Source organism: Exiguobacterium aurantiacum (genome assembly GCF_001766415.1).
GTDB classification, from domain to species: domain Bacteria; phylum Bacillota; class Bacilli; order Exiguobacteriales; family Exiguobacteriaceae; genus Exiguobacterium; species Exiguobacterium aurantiacum_A.
This window is the reverse complement of record NZ_MKXO01000005.1, coordinates 156,999-175,915: the sequence shown is the minus strand read 5'-3', so window position 1 is coordinate 175,915 and position 18,917 is coordinate 156,999. Positions and strand designations below refer to the sequence as shown.

General features: G+C 53.6%; 19 protein-coding genes and 2 pseudogenes. 14 read left to right on the top strand and 7 right to left on the bottom strand.

Annotated features, from left to right (window positions below; translation table 11 throughout):
• The first annotated feature begins 98 nt into the window (after positions 1–98).
• Positions 99–308 carry a hypothetical protein gene (locus BJU60_RS11195; RefSeq protein ID WP_070328939.1) on the top strand — a complete coding sequence of 70 codons (210 nt, stop codon included), beginning with the start codon at positions 99–101 and terminating at the stop codon, positions 306–308.
• 32 nt (positions 309–340) lie between these two features.
• Here the strand turns inward: BJU60_RS11195 and cdd are convergent, their stop codons facing one another.
• From cdd to BJU60_RS11180, 3 genes are all read right to left on the bottom strand, one after another.
• Positions 341–748, bottom strand: coding sequence for a cytidine deaminase (gene cdd / locus BJU60_RS11190; protein ID WP_016510463.1), 408 nt, complete (start codon positions 746–748; stop codon positions 341–343).
• A gap of 94 nt (positions 749–842) precedes the next feature.
• Positions 843–2,219 carry a 23S rRNA (uracil(1939)-C(5))-methyltransferase RlmD gene (gene rlmD, locus BJU60_RS11185; RefSeq protein WP_070328938.1) on the bottom strand — a complete coding sequence of 459 codons (1,377 nt, stop codon included), beginning with the start codon at positions 2,217–2,219 and terminating at the stop codon, positions 843–845.
• Positions 2,216–2,425, bottom strand: a complete 210-nt coding sequence (locus BJU60_RS11180; RefSeq protein ID WP_016510454.1) for a hypothetical protein — start codon at positions 2,423–2,425, stop codon at positions 2,216–2,218. The genes rlmD and BJU60_RS11180 overlap by 4 nt, the downstream gene beginning before the upstream one ends.
• Before the next feature lie 85 nt (positions 2,426–2,510).
• On the opposite strand from BJU60_RS11180, the pseudogene yfkAB (BJU60_RS11175) reads away from it, so the two are divergent.
• From yfkAB (BJU60_RS11175) to BJU60_RS11155, 5 genes and pseudogenes are all read left to right on the top strand, one after another.
• Positions 2,511–3,092: pseudogene (yfkAB, locus tag BJU60_RS11175) on the top strand (radical SAM/CxCxxxxC motif protein YfkAB); the annotation flags it as partial.
• A gap of 214 nt (positions 3,093–3,306) precedes the next feature.
• Positions 3,307–4,398, top strand: coding sequence for an RNA-guided endonuclease TnpB family protein (locus tag BJU60_RS11170; RefSeq protein ID WP_070328937.1), 1,092 nt, complete (start codon positions 3,307–3,309; stop codon positions 4,396–4,398).
• 119 nt (positions 4,399–4,517) lie between these two features.
• Positions 4,518–5,042, top strand: a pseudogene (gene yfkAB, locus BJU60_RS11165) (radical SAM/CxCxxxxC motif protein YfkAB); the annotation flags it as partial.
• Between the two features lie 53 nt (positions 5,043–5,095).
• A complete protein-coding gene (locus tag BJU60_RS11160; RefSeq protein ID WP_233589689.1) occupies positions 5,096–5,290 on the top strand; it encodes a hypothetical protein in 195 nt (64 codons plus the stop codon).
• 38 nt (positions 5,291–5,328) lie between these two features.
• Complete coding sequence (locus BJU60_RS11155; RefSeq protein ID WP_016510467.1) at positions 5,329–6,471, top strand: MFS transporter; 1,143 nt, start codon at positions 5,329–5,331, stop codon at positions 6,469–6,471.
• Positions 6,472–6,512: 41 nt separating this feature from the next.
• On the opposite strand, the gene BJU60_RS11150 is transcribed toward BJU60_RS11155, so the two are convergent.
• Positions 6,513–6,815, bottom strand: a complete 303-nt coding sequence (locus tag BJU60_RS11150; RefSeq protein WP_016510464.1) for a hypothetical protein — start codon at positions 6,813–6,815, stop codon at positions 6,513–6,515.
• Between the two features lie 134 nt (positions 6,816–6,949).
• Entirely contained in the window at positions 6,950–7,894 is a 945-nt protein-coding gene (locus BJU60_RS11145; protein ID WP_070328935.1) for a DMT family transporter, read from the bottom strand.
• 199 nt (positions 7,895–8,093) lie between these two features.
• Here BJU60_RS11145 and BJU60_RS11140 point away from each other — a divergent pair, with 199 nt between their 5' ends.
• From BJU60_RS11140 to BJU60_RS11125, 4 genes are all read left to right on the top strand, one after another.
• On the top strand, positions 8,094–10,004 hold the full coding sequence (locus BJU60_RS11140; protein WP_070328934.1) for a heavy metal translocating P-type ATPase: 1,911 nt from the start codon (positions 8,094–8,096) through the stop codon (positions 10,002–10,004).
• A gap of 118 nt (positions 10,005–10,122) precedes the next feature.
• Positions 10,123–11,049 (top strand): carbohydrate kinase family protein, encoded by a 927-nt coding sequence (locus BJU60_RS11135; protein WP_070328933.1) that lies wholly within the window; start codon positions 10,123–10,125, stop codon positions 11,047–11,049.
• Between the two features lie 65 nt (positions 11,050–11,114).
• On the top strand, positions 11,115–11,552 hold the full coding sequence (locus tag BJU60_RS11130; protein WP_167615739.1) for an NUDIX hydrolase: 438 nt from the start codon (positions 11,115–11,117) through the stop codon (positions 11,550–11,552).
• Between the two features lie 69 nt (positions 11,553–11,621).
• Positions 11,622–12,569, top strand: a complete 948-nt coding sequence (locus BJU60_RS11125) for a YihY/virulence factor BrkB family protein (protein WP_070328931.1) — start codon at positions 11,622–11,624, stop codon at positions 12,567–12,569.
• Positions 12,570–12,617: 48 nt separating this feature from the next.
• Here the strand turns inward: BJU60_RS11125 and BJU60_RS11120 are convergent, their stop codons facing one another.
• A complete protein-coding gene (locus tag BJU60_RS11120) occupies positions 12,618–13,169 on the bottom strand; it encodes a beta-class carbonic anhydrase (protein ID WP_070328930.1) in 552 nt (183 codons plus the stop codon).
• Between the two features lie 20 nt (positions 13,170–13,189).
• The gene (locus tag BJU60_RS11115; protein ID WP_070328929.1) at positions 13,190–14,089 is read right to left on the bottom strand and encodes a 1,4-dihydroxy-2-naphthoate polyprenyltransferase; all 900 of its coding nucleotides are present in this window, start codon (positions 14,087–14,089) and stop codon (positions 13,190–13,192) included.
• A 167-nt stretch (positions 14,090–14,256) separates the two neighbouring features.
• Here BJU60_RS11115 and BJU60_RS11110 point away from each other — a divergent pair, with 167 nt between their 5' ends.
• The 4 genes from BJU60_RS11110 to menB are packed head-to-tail and all read left to right on the top strand — an operon-like array spanning position 14,257 to position 18,886.
• Positions 14,257–15,642, top strand: coding sequence for an isochorismate synthase (locus BJU60_RS11110; protein ID WP_070328928.1), 1,386 nt, complete (start codon positions 14,257–14,259; stop codon positions 15,640–15,642).
• Positions 15,639–17,288, top strand: coding sequence for a 2-succinyl-5-enolpyruvyl-6-hydroxy-3-cyclohexene-1-carboxylic-acid synthase (menD, locus tag BJU60_RS11105; protein ID WP_070328927.1), 1,650 nt, complete (start codon positions 15,639–15,641; stop codon positions 17,286–17,288). The genes BJU60_RS11110 and menD overlap by 4 nt, the downstream gene beginning before the upstream one ends.
• Positions 17,285–18,061, top strand: coding sequence for an alpha/beta fold hydrolase (locus BJU60_RS11100; RefSeq protein WP_070328926.1), 777 nt, complete (start codon positions 17,285–17,287; stop codon positions 18,059–18,061). Before menD ends, BJU60_RS11100 begins: the two co-directional genes overlap by 4 nt.
• Positions 18,062–18,886: a 1,4-dihydroxy-2-naphthoyl-CoA synthase gene (gene menB, locus BJU60_RS11095; RefSeq protein ID WP_070328925.1), complete on the top strand. Its 825-nt coding sequence runs from the start codon at positions 18,062–18,064 to the stop codon at positions 18,884–18,886. It begins immediately after the preceding gene.
• The last annotated feature ends 31 nt before the right edge of the window (positions 18,887–18,917 follow it).

The window sequence follows — 18,917 nt, the reverse complement described above, 5'->3', positions numbered from 1 at the left end:
ACAGATAATTCCACTGTTCCCGAAACTTGAAACACTTTTCTAAAGCGTTTACACAAAATACGGAAGTGGAATAACACTCAAAGAAGGAGGCGATGGAGATGAAGAAGCAGGAACAACCGTCAAAACGACCGTTCGATAATCCGGACGCCGTCGATACGGACAAAGAGAGCATCTTTGACCAAGAAGGCATGGAGACGGTCGACCCGATCCCGGTCGAAGAGCTGAATCAAAAAGTGAAAGACGAAAAACGAAAGCGCCACTCAAAAGACGACTCAGTCAGCGAGAAAAAATATGACGGCAACAAATAAGGATGCGGACAACTTTGTCCGCATCCTTATTTTCATGTTAAGTCTTTTGGCGAGAAGCCGTATGGCAGCATCTCTTCTTTTGTCATCACTTTCGTCTCACCGGCCATGTTGGCCAAGATCAACGTGAAGTCGTCACTCGCAAACTCGGCGATGACTTGACGACAAGCGCCGCATGGCGAGATCGGGCCTTCCGTGTCTCCGACGACGACGACCGTGTCGATCGACTTGCTGCCTTCCGACACCGCCTTGAAGATGGCAGTCCGTTCCGCACACATCGACAAACCGTACGACGCGTTCTCGACGTTACAACCTAAGATTTCCTTACCCGTCTCATCGATGACGACGGCACCGACGTTGAACTTCGAGTAAGGTGTATATGCGCGCGACCGCGCGTCAATCGCCTTATGAACGAGCTCTTGAACTTTTTCATGTGGAATCATTGAATGTTCCTCCGCTTCTTGAATTTAAAAAAGAAGTCTGACATCTGAACTATAACGTGAAAACGTTTTCTTTACAAGCGTTTTCACGGTCCCGTCAATATTTTTTCTTCTTCTTTTTCTCGAAGACGACAATCGATTCGACGTGAGCCGTTTGCGGGAACATATCGTACGGTTGGACGTAGTTGACCTTATAATCGGCTTTCATGAGTTGATCCGCGTCGCGCACGAGCGTCTGCGGGTTACATGACACGTAGACGATCCGTTTCGCTTTCGAAGAAATCATCGCGTTTAGGAGCTGATGGTCCACACCTGTTCGCGGCGGGTCGACGACGATGACGTCAGGAATCCACCCGTCTTTCACCCAGCGCGGAATCCAATGTTCAGCGCGCCCCTCGACGTATGTCGCATGATTGTAGCCGTTCTCACGCATGTGAGCATTTGCGTCTTCAACCGCTTCAGGTACGACTTCCATCCCGCGAATCTCTTTCGCGTGCGGTGCGAGCCAAAGTCCGATTGAACCGACACCGGCGTACGCATCGATGACGCGTTCTTCACCAGTCAGACCGGCCGCCTCGACGACTTCACGGTACATGACTTCGGTTTGGGCCGGATTGAGTTGGAAGAAAGCACGTGGCGACAAGTGGTAATGCACGTCGTCTAGCTGCTCGTCCATCTTATCTTGACCGGCGATGTGGACCGTTCGGTAACCGAAGATGACGCCCGACCGGTTCGAGTTGATGTTGATATGGAACGAGACGACGTTCGGCAATTCCATGATGCGGTCGCTGAGCGTATCCAAGTTCGGTACGTCCTCACTCCCGACGACGAGAACGACTTGAACGTCGTTCGTCTTGTAACCTGAACGGACGACGATCGTCCGGGCAAAACCGACGTCACGTCTCGCGTCATAGACCGGGATGTCGAGCTCGTTCAAAATACGGACGATAGCGTTGTTGACGTTCGTCGTATCACGTTGTTGCACCATGCAGTGCTCGATCGGCACGAGGTCGTTCGAGTTCGGCTTGTAGAGGCCTGAGACGATTTCGCCGCGTTGGACTGACAACGGGAATTGGGACTTATTACGATAGTACCAAGGGTTTTCCATCCCTTTCGTCGGACGGATATCGGACTTATCGACGTTCAACTTCGTCTTCTGACGGAACGCGTTGCGGACGATATCTTCTTTATAGTCCATTTGCAGACGTGAACTCATATGTTGAATCTGGCAACCGCCACATTCGTCATAAATTGGACACGGCGGTTTGACCCGGTCCGGCGAGTCGTTGTGTCGCTTCGTGACCCGCGCCTCGGCATAGTTTCGTTCGATGCGCGTGATTTCGATATCGGCTCGTTCCCCTGGTAACAGGTTCGGGATAAAGATGACCATCCGATTGATCATCGCGATGCCCTCCCCGTTAATGCCTAACCGTTCTGCTTTCGTGCTTGCACGTTCTCCTACGATCAATTTCAATGTGTTTCATCCTTTCGAGATACTTGTTCTAAATCTTTGGCGTAACGTACGACTTTCGCACGTAAGGAATCAATATCAGCTAACAATCGATGCAAATCCTCTGGCGTCGTGAATTCGTCTAACGTGTTGACTGATAAGCACAGTAACTCCGTTCTCGATTTTAACACGTTCATTTTTCCTGCCGTATCTGTTCGTGATTTACCCATCTCATGATCGCTCCTTCGCTTAGTGACAAAGAGTTGTTATTATAGCATACTATTTCATGTAACTTGATAAAAAGGTGGAATCCACATGCAAAACATCTCGACGACGTTCGATCCGTGGGAAGCGTATCTCGATCAAACCGAGTTCGGTCGACTCGTTCTCTCGAACGTCGAAGTGACGACGACGAAACTATGCAATATGCGCTGCGAGCATTGTGCGGTCGGCTATATGCTCGATCAAACGGAAGAACCCGAGGTCCCGCTCGAACTGTTGATTTCGCGCCTCGACGAGATCGAGCACTTGCGCGCCTTCTCGATCACGGGCGGTGAGCCGATGCTGTCGATGAAGTCAGTTCGAAACTATGTCGTCCCGCTTCTACGCTACGCTAAGGAGCGCGGTGCCCGCACACAGATCAACTCGAACTTGACGTTGCCGTTATCTCGCTATCATCTTATTACCCCTTACCTCGACGTTTTGCACATTTCTCATAATTGGGGAACGGACGCCGATTTCTTAGAGGGCGGTTTCGCGATGATGGACCGCAAGCCGAGCGAATCCGCTCGGCTCAAGATGCTTCAGACGATGAAGGACAATGCCCGAGCCCTCACGGCCGAAGGGGTCATCGTATCGGCCGAGACGATGATCAACAAGCGGACAATCCCCCATTTAACATAATTAAGCGAGAATTCTCCCACCTCTAAGCGTCTGGGGCGAGGCCCAGCGTAGGTGGGAGATGAATCGCCCGTACATAAACTTCTTGGCCACCCCTGTGACAGATATGACGAACATAAGTTCGTGATTCCGTCAGATTTCCCTTCCCCCGTCGCGGGTATCGGATGAGGAAGGCGTTCATCACGATCATCGGCCGAGAGGAGGGGGAGACATGCTGAATGGCTACAAATACAGGCTCCACCCGACGTCGGAACAGGCCGATTTCCTGGTCAGGACGATCGGCTGTGCCCGGTTCATCTACAACAAGCTGCTCGAGGACCGCATCGCCATCCACGAGGAGGCGAAGGCTGGGACCGGCCCGAAGCGAAAACTGCCGACACCGGCCTCGTACAAGCCCCTGTTCCCGTTCCTGTGTGAGGCGGACAGCCTCGCGCTCGCGAACGCGAAGCTTCACCTCGACGCGGCGTTCGCGAAGTTCTTCGCCGGGACGGCCGGCTTCCCGGTGTTCAAGTCGAGACGGAAATCGCGCGCCTCCTACACGACGAACAACCAGCACGGCACGATCCGCATCGAGGGGGACCGGGTCCGGCTCCCGAAGGTCGGGTTCATCCGGTTCACACAGCACCGAATCTTCGACGGGGCCATCCGGTCGGCGACCGTGTCGATGACGAAGACGGGCAAATTCTTCGTGTCGCTCCTCGTCGAGCAGGCCGACGAGCCCTGGGTCCCGGCCGAGCACAAAATCGGGATCGACCTCGGCCTCGGGCACTTCGCCGTCATGACGAACGACGCGCTCGTGACGGAGAAGGTCCCGAACCCGCGCAACCTGCGCGAGGCCGAGGAACGGCTGAGACGGGCGCAGCGCGCGCTCTCCCGCAAGAAGCCCGGCAGCCGGAACCGCGAGAAGGCGCGGCTCCTATTGGCCAAAAAGCATGAAAAGGTACGGAACCGCCGACATGACTTCCTCCACAAGCTGTCACGACGCATCGTCGACGAGAACCAAGTCGTCGTCGTCGAGACGCTGAAACCGAGGGAGATGATGCAGGACCGCCGCCTGGCAAAGTCGATCGGGGACGCCGGATGGGGCGAGTTCGTCCGCCAGCTCGCCTACAAATGCAGGTTCCACGGCCGCACACTGATCCAGGCCGACCCGTGGTTCGCCTCGACCCAGGTTTGTTCGGCCTGTGGCGAGAACGGCGGCAAGAAGGACCTGCACGTCCGCGAGTGGACATGCGCCGTATGCGGCACGCACCATGACCGCGACGTCAACGCGAGCCTCAACCTGTTGCGTCTCGCCGACTGAAACACTCCAGGGCAGGGACTGCCCGACGAGCTTGGTCCACAACCGTGGCTGGTCAAAGCACGGTCTTCCCAAGAAGCTCCCACTTCAAGTTGCGAAGCAAATAAGTGGTGAGTAGTTCACAAGAGATTCACGAGGAAATCGTCTCGCTCGGTTGTCAACGCCACGAATTGCACCCAATGTACCCCGCAGACTTCGCTAGCGCGCTCGAGTCGGCCTCTCTCGACGAGATCCGTCAAGCTATCCATGACGTACTCGACATTCGGGACGAGAACGTCTGGATGCTGTTTGGAACGTTGCCGTTTTACGCCTGCTCGGACTCAGAAGCCGACCGCGCCTTACTGCGGCGACTCTCGACCGCGAAAAACGTGACGGTCCGCAACGACCCGGACGGACGCTCCCGGTTGAACACGAACATTTTTGACGGTCAGATCATCGTCACCGACTTCGGAGACGAACTCGGCACACTCGGCACGTTGTACGATACGTCGTTCCAAGACGCGTACGATCAATGGACGAACAGCGCGTTGAACGCCACACTGTCGTGCCATTGTCCCGCCGTCAAATGCCTCGGACCGAACGCACTCGTCAAACAAGCGTACTATCCGACAGTCGACTTTAGACAACGTGTCGCCCACTCGTTTTAATTATTTCGATTCGGGAAATATTTAGTATATAAAACGAATCGAGGTGTTCGATGATGACAGCGATCTATGTGTTCATCGTTACCGTCATGGGAATCATCATTTTCGGAGGCGTGCTCAGCATCTTATTGACAGCCGCATTCGTTTCGGACAAAGTAGACCATGATGAAGTATTCAGTCAAGGCAGTTGGGACGACGAGTTACTGCAAATAAATCATACTCCCCAACCGATTGATGAACCAAAAAGCTGAGACCTCTCAGCTTTTTATTTTTGTATATGAGGTGAACTATGGAACGGTTTCGTTTTTCGATCTTATTGCTCGTCGTTTTTATTTCAGGCTTGATTCAAGGGGCGCTCATCCCTTTACTATCCACATTAATCGAACGTGACGGCAACCCGGCCTGGCTGAACGGACTGAACGCGACGATGCTCTATTTGGGCATCATCGTCTCGGCGCCGCTACTCGAACGGTTCGTCCGCAAATACGGATTCCGCCCGACGATCGTGCTCGGCATCGTGTTGACGGCGCTCGCCACGTTCTTTTTACCGCTCTGGCCGTCACTGCTCATGTGGGCCGTCATGCGCTTCGTCATCGGATTCGGGGACTCGGCGCTTCACTACGGCTCGCAAGTGTGGGTCACGTCCGTGAGCGAGAAACGGAGTCTCGGCCGGGCGATGGCGTATTACGGGATGTCGTTCAGTCTCGGGTTTGCGGTCGGTCCGTTGATCGCCCCGCTCGTCGATATTCACTTTTGGCTCCCGTTCCTCGTCTTGATCTTCTTCTGTCTCGGATCACTCTTCCTTATCTTCAAGGTCGACAACGAGTACCCCGAGGCGGAGAAAGTGAAGACGGATTCGACCGGACGCATCCGCCTCGTCTTGATCGGTGCCGGGTACACGCTGCTCCCGGCGTTCACATACGGCTTTCTTGAAGCGAGCCTGAATGCGAACTTGCCGATCTTCACCGTCCGCAACGACATCGGGCTCGCACAGACGAGCACGCTCATCACGACGTTCATCGTCGCGTCCATCATCGTCCAGTTGCCGCTCGGACGGCTCGCCGATCACTTCGGGAAGAAACGCGTCCTGCAAATCGTCTTGACGCTCGGTACGCTCTTGTTCGCCCTCGCGAACCTCGCCGTCGACAACTATTTGTGGTTGCTCGTTTTGTTTGCCTTGGCCGGTGCCGGACTCGGTTCTACTTATTCGCTCGGCCTCGCCCATATGACGGAAGTGTTGCCCCGCTCACTCTTACCGACCGGCAACATGCTGTACAGCATCTCGTTCAGTGTCGGGTCGATCAGCGGTCCGATGATCGGTGCGTTTTGGGTCGCGTTGCCTAAAGAAGTATATTTCCTCATGTACGCCTTGATCCTCGGCATCCTGTCGATCAGCCTGTTCACGTCAAAAGCCAAACCGATCGAAGCATAAGTAAAGGATGAGTCTCCGCGGAGATTCATCCTTTTCGTTTGTCATTCGTTTGGTGGCCCGACTCTGACATCGTTTCGTTCGAACGCCCGGATGAACACCTCATCGAGAGCGAACGGCTCCGTATCGAGCGATGCCAATACGTCGGACTTGAGCGTCACCTCGATGACACGATCGTTGATTTGCCACTTCGTCTGGATGTCATCGCCTTGCCTGACGGCGCGCACATCGACTTGGTCGTGATGTTCTTTCAATCCGCGACTCACGCACTTCATCACGTACTTGACGTACTCGTCTCGCGGCTGGCGCGACACGAGGATGTTTCGGACAATCAAATTTCTCGTCATGGCACAAACCCTCCCTTCTGTTAACTTGTCGTACGCAAGTCTTTACAACGAAGACCGATTCATAACTGAAAAATTTTCAGAATTTTTAATATATTTTGTCATGAAAATAAACTTCCGTCAACTGTACCTCGAACTCATTTCGCGATAGAGCCGCCCGGTCGACGACGACCTTGAAAATACGTTGACAAATAGATGCCGGCGATGACGAATAGTAACCCGACGAGCGCGTTCCAAGGAATCGTCTCACCGAGCAGTAAACTCGATAACAAGACACCGAACAAGGGAACAAAGAACATATAGAGCGACACCCGGCTCACCGGGTTGTGCTTCATGAGCGTGTTCCACAACGTGAAACCGATCGCTGACAACAATGCGAGGTATAACAGGAACAATAGCGTCTTCACCGTGTAAGGCAAGAACACGCCTCCCGGGTCAAGGATAAATCCGACGATCAACAGACCGAGCGAACCGATCACCATCGCCCAAGCGGTCATCGGGGCGACGTCATGATGTCGCGAGTAGTCTTTCGCGACCAAGTTCCCGAACGCGCCAGACACCATCGCCAAGATGAGGAGGATCTCACCGATTCCAAAACCGATTTCCGAGCTTGCTGTCGGCCAGTTCGCGATGACGATCCCTGAGAAGCCGAGAGTGAGCGCGATGCCTTTCAACCGGTTCAACCGATCATCTTCATAGCGGAAATGTGCGAGCGCCATTTGGAAGAACGATGTCGAGCCGGCGATGATCGACCCTTGCACCCCGGTCGAGATGGACAATCCGATATAGAAGAACAGATATTGCAAAAACGTCAAGAACGCCCCTAAGTGTGCGTATGCCTTCAATTTTTCCGCATTCAATCGGATCGGCCGCTTGAAGACGAGCCGGCTGATCACGAGCAACAGAATACCGGCCAGTAAAAACCGTTCGCCGGCAAAAAACAGTTGTTGGCCGTACTCGCCTGCCCCGATGTCTAACGCCTCATAACTTAATTTAATGAACGGGAAAGCACTGCCCCATAAAAACGTGTTGAACAACGCCAACAGCGTGACGCTCCAAGAGCGTTGAAAAATATTTTGCATGACACGAAATCTCCTTAATCTTTTAGTTTGTGAGTTGTTATGAATGATGATAAAATAGACTCACATGATAATCATTATAAATAAGAGACATGAAGAAAACGGATGTAAAACCCTTTAAAACAACAAAAGATAATGATAATCATCCTCAGTCATTATCATTTAACTGATATATATTCTCAATTAGAAAGAGGTGCCTACTATGAACGTACACGCAACTACTGCACAAGAAAAAAGCCACGTCTTCAAACGGGCCAACTGGTTCGAACATATCGAGCTCATCATGGCGCTCATCAGCGGTGTATTGATTGTACTCGCATATCTCGCAGAAAGACAAGACGGAGCCACTTGGATTTACGTCACGCTCTACTTGAACGCCTTCTTGATCGGCGGTTACGCCAAAGCCAAAGAAGGACTGACCGATACGTGGGAAACCCGATCATTGAACGTCGAGCTACTCATGATCATCGCGGCGATCGGTGCCGCCTCGATCGGCTATTGGATGGAAGGCGCGATCCTCATCTTCATCTTCGCCTTGTCCGGTGCACTCGAGACGTACACGCTGAACAAAAACGAGCGGGCGCTCGAATCGTTGATGGAACTCCAACCGGAACAAGCGACCCGTTTCGATGCAGCCGGCGGTCTCGAAGTCGTCCACATCGATGACTTAAAAGTCGGCGACCGGATTTACGTCCGGCCGGGTGAACGCATCCCGGTCGACGGACGCATTTTGAGCGGGACCGCCTCCGTTGAAGAAGCCGCCATCACCGGGGAATCGATTCCGGTCGACCGGACCGTCGGCGACGAAGTGTTCGGTTCAAGTGTTAACTTGAACGGGGTGCTCACGTTATCGGTGACGAAACTCGCCACCGAGACGTTGTTCCAAAAGATCATTCAGATGGTGCAGCAAGCCCAAGAAGAAAAATCACCGTCGGCCCAGTTCATCGACCGCTATGAGGGACGATACGTCCAGATCGTGCTCATCTCGGTCACGGCCATCATCTTGCTCGGTCCCGTCCTCACTTCGTGGTCGCTCGAGACAAGCATATACCGCGGGATGATCCTGCTCGTCGTCGCCTCACCGTGCGCCCTCGTCGCCGCGATCACACCGGCCGCGCTTGCCGCCATCGCCTCGTCCGCTAAACACGGGATTTTGTTCAAAGGCGGTGTCCACATCGAAAACATGGGACGCCTCAAAGCGATCGCTTTCGATAAGACCGGGACGCTCACAATCGGTAAGCCGGTCGTCCAAACGGCGTTGGTTCATCCTGACATGGCAGCAGAAGACGTTTATCGCGTCGTCAGTTTGATCGAAGAACATTCGATGCACCCGCTCGCCGAGGCGCTCGTCAAGTTCACGGGCAAACATACGGGAGACATGGATCACTTTAAAGACATTACCGGTTCAGGCATCGAAGCGACGATTGACGGCACTTCCTACCGGGTCGGTAAACAAAAGTTCGCCGACCGGAGCGGTGACTTCTACCGCGAAGACGTCGAGCGGTTAAAAGCCGCCGGACACACACTCGTCTTCGTCAGTGACGATGAACAGACGATCGGCGCGTTCGCACTGCGTGACACGTTACGCCCGGAAGCCAAACAAGCGATCGAGCGCTTGAACCATCTCGGGATCGCGACGATCATGATCACAGGCGACAATGAAGCGACCGCACGCGCCATCGCGACGGAGGCGGGCTTGACCCGCTACATCGCCGAATGCCTCCCGGAAGAGAAAGTCGAACAAATCAAGCTGTTAAAACAAGAGTACGGCACGATCGGGATGATTGGCGACGGCATCAACGACGCCCCGGCCCTCGCGACAGCAGACGTCGGGATCGCCATGGGCGAAGGAACCGACGCCGCACTCGAGACGGCTGACGTCGTCCTCATGAAAAACGACCTCGTCCGCTTGAGTTCAGCGATTGAGCAATCTCGTAAATTGAACCGGATCGTCTTGCAGAACGTCGTGTTCGCCCTCGGCGTCATCCTCGTTTTGATCGCGACGAACATCTTCGAGCTGCTCGTCATGCCGTTCGCCGTCGTCGGTCATGAAGGGTCAACGATTCTCGTCATTTTGAACGGACTGCGCTTGCTCAGTTCTTCATGGGATTGACAAATTTCGACAGCGTTTGAAACCGTCATTGAAAGCGAATGACGATTTCGCTATAATGGAAACAATGTGTCTAACAGACCGATAACAGATAGATGATTGGCTAAAGGTGGTACAGCATATGAATACGATTGCAGTAATCGGCAAAGTATTTGTCGATATTAAAGGAACATCGTTCGCCCCGCTTCATAAAGATGCGAAAAACGTCGGGGACATCGCGTTCTCGAACGGCGGAACCGGCCGTAACGTCGCGCAAAACCTAGGTGTCCTCGGTAACGACGTCCGGTTCGTGTCAACCGTCACAAACGACCAAATCGGGATGGGTGTCCTTCAAGAGCTTCGCGACTTAAACGTCAACGTCGACCATGTCGACCTGCTTGAAGATAACGGTATGGGCATGTGGCTCGCCGTCATGGACAATAACGGCGACCTCCAGACCTCGATCTCGAAACAACCAGATGAAGCGATGATGGAACAATGTATCCTCCGCCGAATCGATACGGTGTTCGCCGAAAGCGAAGCCGTCGCCATCGACCTCGATTTGTCGGTCAACGTCTTGAATGAGACGATCGAACTATGTCGCGAGATGAAGCTTCCGCTTTACGGGGTGTGCGGTCATTTGTCCGTCATCGAACGAAATCGCCACTTGCTTCAAGGCTTCACCGGCTTCATCTGTAGCCGTGAAGAAGCCGAAATCCTGTCTGATATGTCAATCGTCACCGTCGATGACGCATTGCGCGTCGCCGAAGTGCTCGCGATGAAAGGTGCGCCGCTCACGATCGTCACGATGAGCGAACTCGGTGCCGTCTACGTCGATCTCCGGACGAACGAGCAAGGACACGTACCGACGACAAAAGTCAAAGTCGCTGATTCAACAGGCGCCGGTGATTCTTTCTTCTCGGCCGTCATCTCTGAATTGATGAAGCATCATTCGATTGAAGACGCGCTCCGCCTTGGCATGCGCGTCGCCGCAAAAGTTATCGGTTCTCATGAGAACGGTTTGACTTCTGATATGTACGAATCGTTAGAACAAAAGACGACAGATTAACAAAGCGCATCGACGGTGAGTCGATGCGTTTTGTTCACTATAAGCTACCGAAAGGAACGATCCCATTGGTCAGAACAAAATTACGCAGCGCCATCATCCTCACGAACGAACACGACGAGGTCGCGCTCATTCGACGCGAAAAAGAAAACGCACTCTATTACGTCTTCCCTGGCGGCGGTGTCGAATTTGGCCATACGGCTGAAGAAACTGCCGTCCGTGAAGCTTATGAAGAACTCGGTGTCCACGTCGAGCTTGAAGGAGTCGCCGCCTACGTCGCCTTCAACGGTGAATTGAATCCTTATTTTTGGGCCCGCGTCACAAGTGGCGAATTCGGCACCGGTACAGGCGAAGAGTTCCAAGCTGAACAGACGAACGGCTCGTACACACCGATTTGGGTGAAGCGGAGCGCATTGAGCCGCCTGCCGGTCAGACCCCCTTCTTTAGCCGAGCTACTCACCACCAATCCAGAACGATTCTTTGACAAAACGTTAGCCGAAGACTGAATCAATGTGTAACCTACTGACAAATCGGGAAAGATAGTTTCTAACGATAACGTTCAGGAGGATATGCGCATGGACACTACAGAAGTGAAAGAAAAAAAGAATTGGCTTTCCTTCGGGAAAGAGTTGTTTCGTCGTTTTAAAGAGCATGACGTTCAAGATTACGGGGCAACGCTCGCTTTTTTTTGGTTCTTATCCATTTTCCCGGGAATCATTTTTATTTTAGCGTTGCTCTCGTTCTTCGACATCACACAAGCGTCGTTTCAAGAACAGTTAAATAACCTGGCGCCAGGTTCGGCGGCGACCGAGTTTTTATCAGGGATCTTTGAGGCGATCGGCGAGCCACGAGGCGGACTGCTCTCGATTGGTGCGATTTTAGCGATTTGGTCGGCCTCTAAAGGAGTCGAACGATTGATCAATATGGCAATCCACGCGTACGGTGAGGACAACGAACGCAACTTCTTCGTCAGTAAAGGCATCGCCCTCGGCTTGACGTTCCTCCTCGGCGTCGGCGTCTTGCTACTCATCATCTCGAACGTGTTCGGTTCACAAATCATCGAATTCATTTCAGACTACCTCCCGATTTCCGGTGCCGAAGTCGTCTTGATCAACGTGTTCCGTTACGTGCTGACGACGGTCATCTTGATCTTGACGCTGTCGATCTTTTATAAGATTGCACCGCAACAACACGTGTTTTGGAAAAGCACCGTCCCCGGCGCCATCTTCGGCGTCATCGCTTGGCAGCTCGTCTCACTCGGTTTTAGCCTATACGTCTCGAACTTCGGTAACTACGATTCGACGTACGGATCACTCGGAGGCATCATCGTCACGTTGCTTTGGCTGCAGTTGACCGGCATGATCATCTTGATTGGCTCTGAGATCAACGCCACGTGGCAACGCTTCTTCAAAACACCGAGCGAGCAAGAGTATGAGAAGAACTATAAGAAAAACAAAAAATCCAAGTCGAAAGACTCGGACGAAGATGACTACAAAGATATTCCGGTCAACACGTACGGATGACAAAAGGCGAGCTCTCTCAAAACGGAGCTCGCCTTTTTGCATGGATGATTATGCCTCGACGACATCGAGTCGCCCCGTTCCTGGATCGATGACAAATCCGTGGACGTCCGTACCCGGCGGCAGGAGCGGATGGTTTTTGATCAGACTGACCGAGTTGACGACGTTCGCCTCGACCGAGTCAAAGCCATGCAACCACTTCTCCAAGTTCATGCCTGAGGCTTTGAGCGTCTGTAACGTCTGCGGATCAATTCCGCGCCGCTCCATCTCGCCGATGACCGCGTTCGGGTCGATAGCGGCCATGCCGCAATCGTAATGTCCAACAACGATCACCTCTTCCGCACCGAGAGCGTATAAGGCGACGAGAATCGAACGCATGACCGATCCGAACGGATGCGACAATACCGCGCCCGCGTTTTTGATGATTTTCGCGTCGCCGTTCTTCAAACCGAGCGCATGTGGCAATAACGACGTCAACCGTGTGTCCATACAAGTTAAAATGACAATTTTCTTATCAGGAAATTTATCTGACACGTACTGCTCATACTGCTTCTCTGTCACGAACCGTTCATTGAACGCAAGCATGTCTTTGACGACTGACATATCGTTCCCCTCCTCTATGTTTATGCGATAACGCGTGCGACGATTAATCCGATGACCATCCAGGCCCCGAATAACGTGTTGACCTTCGCCGTCATCGCCATCGCCGGCATCAGGTCGGCCGGCTCACGTTTCACCCAGAACCGCTTCACCGCACGAATCATGATCGGAACGGTCATTAACGAAAGCAATACCCAAGGCGTGACCCCGTAAACGAATACGGCGACGAGGATACCAATCAGCGCAACGATAAAGAATCCGGCCAAAACGAGCACGGCCCGGCGATGTCCGACGAGACACGCAATCGTGCGTCGTCCGTTCACCTTGTCGTTATCCAAGTCCCGTATATTGTTGGCTAGTAAAATCGCTCCGATCAAGAGCGCCATCGGGAATGACACGAGCAACAACTCAGTCGTCACCGTACCGATTTGGATATATCCTGAAATCCCGATGATGACGTAGCCCATGAACAATCCGGCGACAAGTTCACCGAACGGCGTATACGCAATCGGAAGCGGACCACCCGTATACAGATAGCCGACGACCATCGACAACGCTCCGATCCAAAGCAAATGCCAGCTCGTCGAAGCGGCAAGATACAGACCGAGTACACACGCGACACCATACATCCCGAGCGCGATGCCGAGCACTTGACCCGGCGTGAACCCGTCTCGTACGATCGAGCCGCCGATTCCAATCGAGCCTTCGTGGTCGAGCCCGCGTTTGTAGTCGTAATATTCATTAAATAAATTCGTCGCGATTTGAATCAAGATCGAGGCGAAGAGCATCGCCAAGAACAGACCCCATTTCAAATCGGTTTGACCGGCGACGATAAACGTTCCTAACAGCACCGGAATAAAGCTCGCCGTCAGTGTGTGCGGACGAATCATGCGCCAATAAGCACCTTTCTCTCTCTTCTTCATCTACTTCCCTCCCTTCGTTAGTTTACGTCTCCACAAAAAAATCTGTCAATGCCCGCCCCTCAATCATCTGAACTCATGTTTCTCGAGCATTCGACGGGCAGTACAGCCGTTAAGTCATGATACACTAAAAGATGAATATTCCATCGGATTGAGGAGGCTTTTCTTATATGCCAGATACTCAAACACACATTAAACAACGAATCGAACAAGCACATAAACGCGCACGCGCATGGCAACGACCTGTCCTTGCCTCATACACGTGGGAGATCCCTTCGTTCGACGCGTTTCAGATCATTCAAAATACAGAAACATCACACTATTATTTTTCGACACCCGATCGCTCACTTGAAATGCTCGGTTGTGCCGACGCGCTCGTCTTGACGGCGTCCGGACCCGAACGGTTCCAACGTCTGCAGTACGACTGGAGCCTGCATCGCCGGGATGTCGATGCCGTCATCTATGCGTTCTCAGGATTTTCATTTGATACGTTCGTCCGTCCTCAAAAAAACATGTGGGACTCATTCGACGAGGCTGCTTTAGTCGTCCCTAAATTTTTATACCGTCGTTCCGGTGACAAGCACACGTTGACGGTGTCGACCCTTGTTTCTTCAAACCAGACCGTTGAACAATATTTAATCCAACTAGCCGACCAATTGTCCCAGTTCAACGCCCTGCACGCGCCCGATGAGTCGACGCCGACGTATTCGAAAGTAAAAGACGGCGTCGATCACTTTAAATCAAGTTTTCAACAGGCGAAAGGATATATCGCCGAAGAAAAAGTCGAGAAACTCGTCATCGCCAGGGAAGAGATTTACCAGACGTCAGATGAAGCGTTCCCGTTCGCGAAGACGCTTCGGCACTTGTCTGAACATCAAGAAGGCAGTTACGTGTTCTTATATCAACCGAAACGGGAAATCGGATTTTTCGGGGCCACACCAGAGCGGCTCGTCCGTAAGCAAGGTCCGCATATCGAGACCGCGGCCATCGCCGGCACGATCAAGCGCCCGGATATGGACGCGGAAACAGAGACGGCGAAACAGCAGTTGTTGCATGACCGTAAAAATTTAGAGGAGCACCAAATCGTCGTCAAAGACATTCAAAACGCTCTCACACCTTATGCAGCGACCATTCATGTCGCGCCGTCCCCGACGATTTTAGAGAACCGCTCGGTGTTTCATTTACACACACCGATCAAAGCGACTTTGGACACGAACGCGTCTCTCCTCTCCATCATTGAGTCGTTGCACCCGACACCCGCACTCGGCGGTTCTCCGAAGCGGACGGCCGTCCGCTTGCTGCGCGACATCGAACGGTTCGATCGCGGCTGGTACGGCTCACCGTTCGGCTGGTTGAACACCGACGGAGAAGGTGAATTTGTCGTCTCTATCCGTTCGGCCCTCGTCCAGCATCAGTTCGTGGCATTATACGCAGGCTGTGGAATCGTCCAAGAGTCTGAACTCGAATCAGAGCTAGCCGAGACAGAAGTCAAATTGAGCCCGATCAAGCAAGCGCTCGGGTTAGACCAAGTCATTTCAGGAGGCAATCACGAATGAACGATATGTTAACGAATTGGGTATCCCATATGATGAATCGACTCGTCGAAACTGGGATTTATGACGTCGTCATCAGTCCCGGTTCGCGTTCGACACCGCTGGCGATAGCCGCGTATTTGCACCCGAATATACGCCATCACGTCGTCGTCGATGAGCGTTCAGCCGCTTTCTTCGCGCTCGGACTAACCCGCGCTGGCGAAGACGTTCGGCCGGTCGCATTAATTTGTACGAGCGGCACAGCCGCTACCAACTATTTTTCAGCTGTCGCCGAAGCAACGATTTCCCAGCTCCCGCTCGTCGTCTTGACGACAGATCGGCCGCATGAGTTGCGTAACGTCGGGGCCCCGCAAGCAATCGATCAAGTCCGCCTCTACGGTGAACATGTGAAGACGAGCCTCGACCTACCGGTGCCCGAGCCAGAGAGTCTGCGCTATATGGAACAAGCCGTCGGACGGCTCGTACGCTTGAGTGCGCAGGCCCCGCTCGGACCGGTCCATATTAACATTCCGTTCCGAGAACCGTTACTGCCCGATATCGAACGTCTGAAGTCACAATTGACCGCCACTTCGAGACGGAGCGAGACCTCGTACATTCGTCCCGTCACCGACGACTTGGTTCGCTTCAAACAAGAGACGGCCGTCGAACGGCTCGCTTTCGTCGTCGGACCTGGCACGCCGACGTCTTGGCTCGAAACCATCTACAACGTAGCAAACACTCACCGAATTCCGGTGTTCGCCGATCCGCTCAGTGGCATGCGTTGCTTTGACGGCGTTTTGACGAATTATGACACGTGGCTCGCAAGTGAGCATAGCCCAGAATGGACGCCGAATGCGGTCGTTCGCTTCGGTGCGGCTCCTGTATCGAAACGGTTGAATGAATGGCTCAAACAGACCCACCAAATCTTGATTGAACAGCCCGGCTCGTTTCGCGACCCATCAAGTCGTGCGACTGTCGTCTACGGCGACGCGAATGACTATTTGGAGGTCATCGACGTCCCGTTTGACGACGTCTACTCGGCTCGCTTTTCCTTATTCGAACAAGTCGCCGAATCGGCCAAACCAAGTCTGAGCGGTGAGAGCGCCTTGACGCGTCACGTCTTGAACGCTCAGATCGACCGCTTGTTCGTCAGCAACAGCATGCCGATCCGTGACGTCGACACGACGCTCGGCGCCGGACAAGCCGTATCCGTCTTCGCCAACCGAGGCGCGAACGGGATCGACGGAATCATCTCGAGTGCGCTCGGCGCTTGCCACGACACAGAACGAGCCGCGTTACTGATCGGTGACTTGGCGTTCTATCACGACAGCAACGCCCTGCAGTTACTAAAGACGCATCCTGGCTCGTTCTCGATCATCGTCGCCAACAACAACGGCGGCGGTATCTTCTCCTTCTTACCGCAAGCATCAATCGAGCCACAGATGTTCGAAGACTTGTTCGGTACACCGCTCGACTTGAACATCCGTGGCTTCGCCGACACATACGGGCTTAGCTATCAACTGCTCGAACGTCCAGAAGACGTGACAGCAGCAATCGAGGCCGGGATTCAGTTGATCGAATTCCCGTCCGACCGTGCCGACAACGTCTTATCCCACCGGAACTGGACGGAATCGATCTGCACGCGTCTCACGTTGGAGAACGGGACGTGAGACGTACTGTCCGTGACGTGTCGTATGAAGTGCTCGAGCACGGGTCCGGAAGACCGGTCCTCTTGTTGCACGGCTTCACGAGCAACGCCGGATGGCTCTCGTATTTCCCTGACTTGCCGGTGCACCTCGTCGCCCCGTCCCTGCTTCAACATGGACAGACCGGCAGTTGCTCGGTCGCCCGCGCGAAGATGAGCCAACAAGTGAAGGATTTGTCGACGCTGCTCGACACGGACGAAAGGCCGTGGACGGTCATCGGCTATTCGCTCGGCGGCCGCATCGGGATGACACTCGCAGCCTGTGACGAGCGCGTGGACCACTTCATCGGGATTAGTACGACGCCCGGTCTCACCGCTTCAGAACGACGAGCGCGACGCGACGCCGATGAACGGCTCGCGCGACGGATCGAGACGGACGGAATCGAAGCGTTCGTCGCCGCATGGGAGATGCTCCCGCTTTGGCGTCAAACGGACGAGATGCGGGCCTCACTTCGACATGAGCGGCTCGCTCAAGATCCGTCGGCGCTCGCGAACAGTTTGCGCGCCATCGGGACCGGCAGTATGCCGTCGCTATGGACGCATCTTGACCGCCTGCCTCGAACCGATTTGATCGTCGGTGCGCACGATGTGAAGTTTCAAACGATTGCTCGCGATATGCGTGAACGTCGTCCAGACATTCGGATACACGAAATTTCGAATGCAGGCCACGCTCCCCATATCGAGAACGCCCAACAATTTGGTACAATGATAGAGAAATTGATTTTAGGGGGAATTTAAATGGAATCAGTAGCAAACTGGACATCGGTCCGTACGTATGAAGACATTAAATATGAGAAGTGGAACGGGATCGCAAAAATCACGATCAACCGCCCGGAAGTTCGGAACGCGTTCCGTCCGCTCACGGTCAACGAATTGATTGACGCGTTCGCGCGCGCCCGTGACGATAAAGAAGTCGGCGTCATCATCTTGACAGGTGAAGGCGATCAAGCCTTCTGCTCAGGTGGCGACCAAAAAGTTCGCGGTCACGGCGGCTACGTCGGTGACGATGATATCCCGCGCTTGAACGTTCTTGATCTTCAGCGCTTGATCCGAGTCATCCCGAAACCGGTCATCGCCATGGTCGCTGGATACGCCATCGGTGGCGGACACGTCTTGCACCTCGTCTGTGACTTGACGATTGCGGCCGACAACGCTCGTTTCGGTCAAACTGGACCGAAAGTCGGTTCATTCGATGCCGGTTACGGTTCAGGGTACTTGGCACGTATCGTCGGACATAAGAAGGCTCGTGAGATTTGGTACTTGTGCCGTCAATACGACGCACAGCAAGCGCTCGACATGGGGCTCATCAACACGGTCGTCCCGCTCGAACAGCTTGAAGCCGAGACGGTCCAATGGTGCCAAGAGATCTTGCAACACTCGCCGACAGCACTCCGCTTCTTGAAAGCTGCGATGAACGCTGATACGGACGGCTTGGCCGGGATCCAACAGCTCGCCGGTGACGCGACGCTCCTTTACTACACGACAGATGAAGCAAAAGAAGGCCGTGACGCCTTCAAAGAAAAACGTGACCCTGACTTCGGTCAATTCCCGCGTTTCCCGTAAATCGTAAGAGAGTAGCGAATTCGCTACTCTT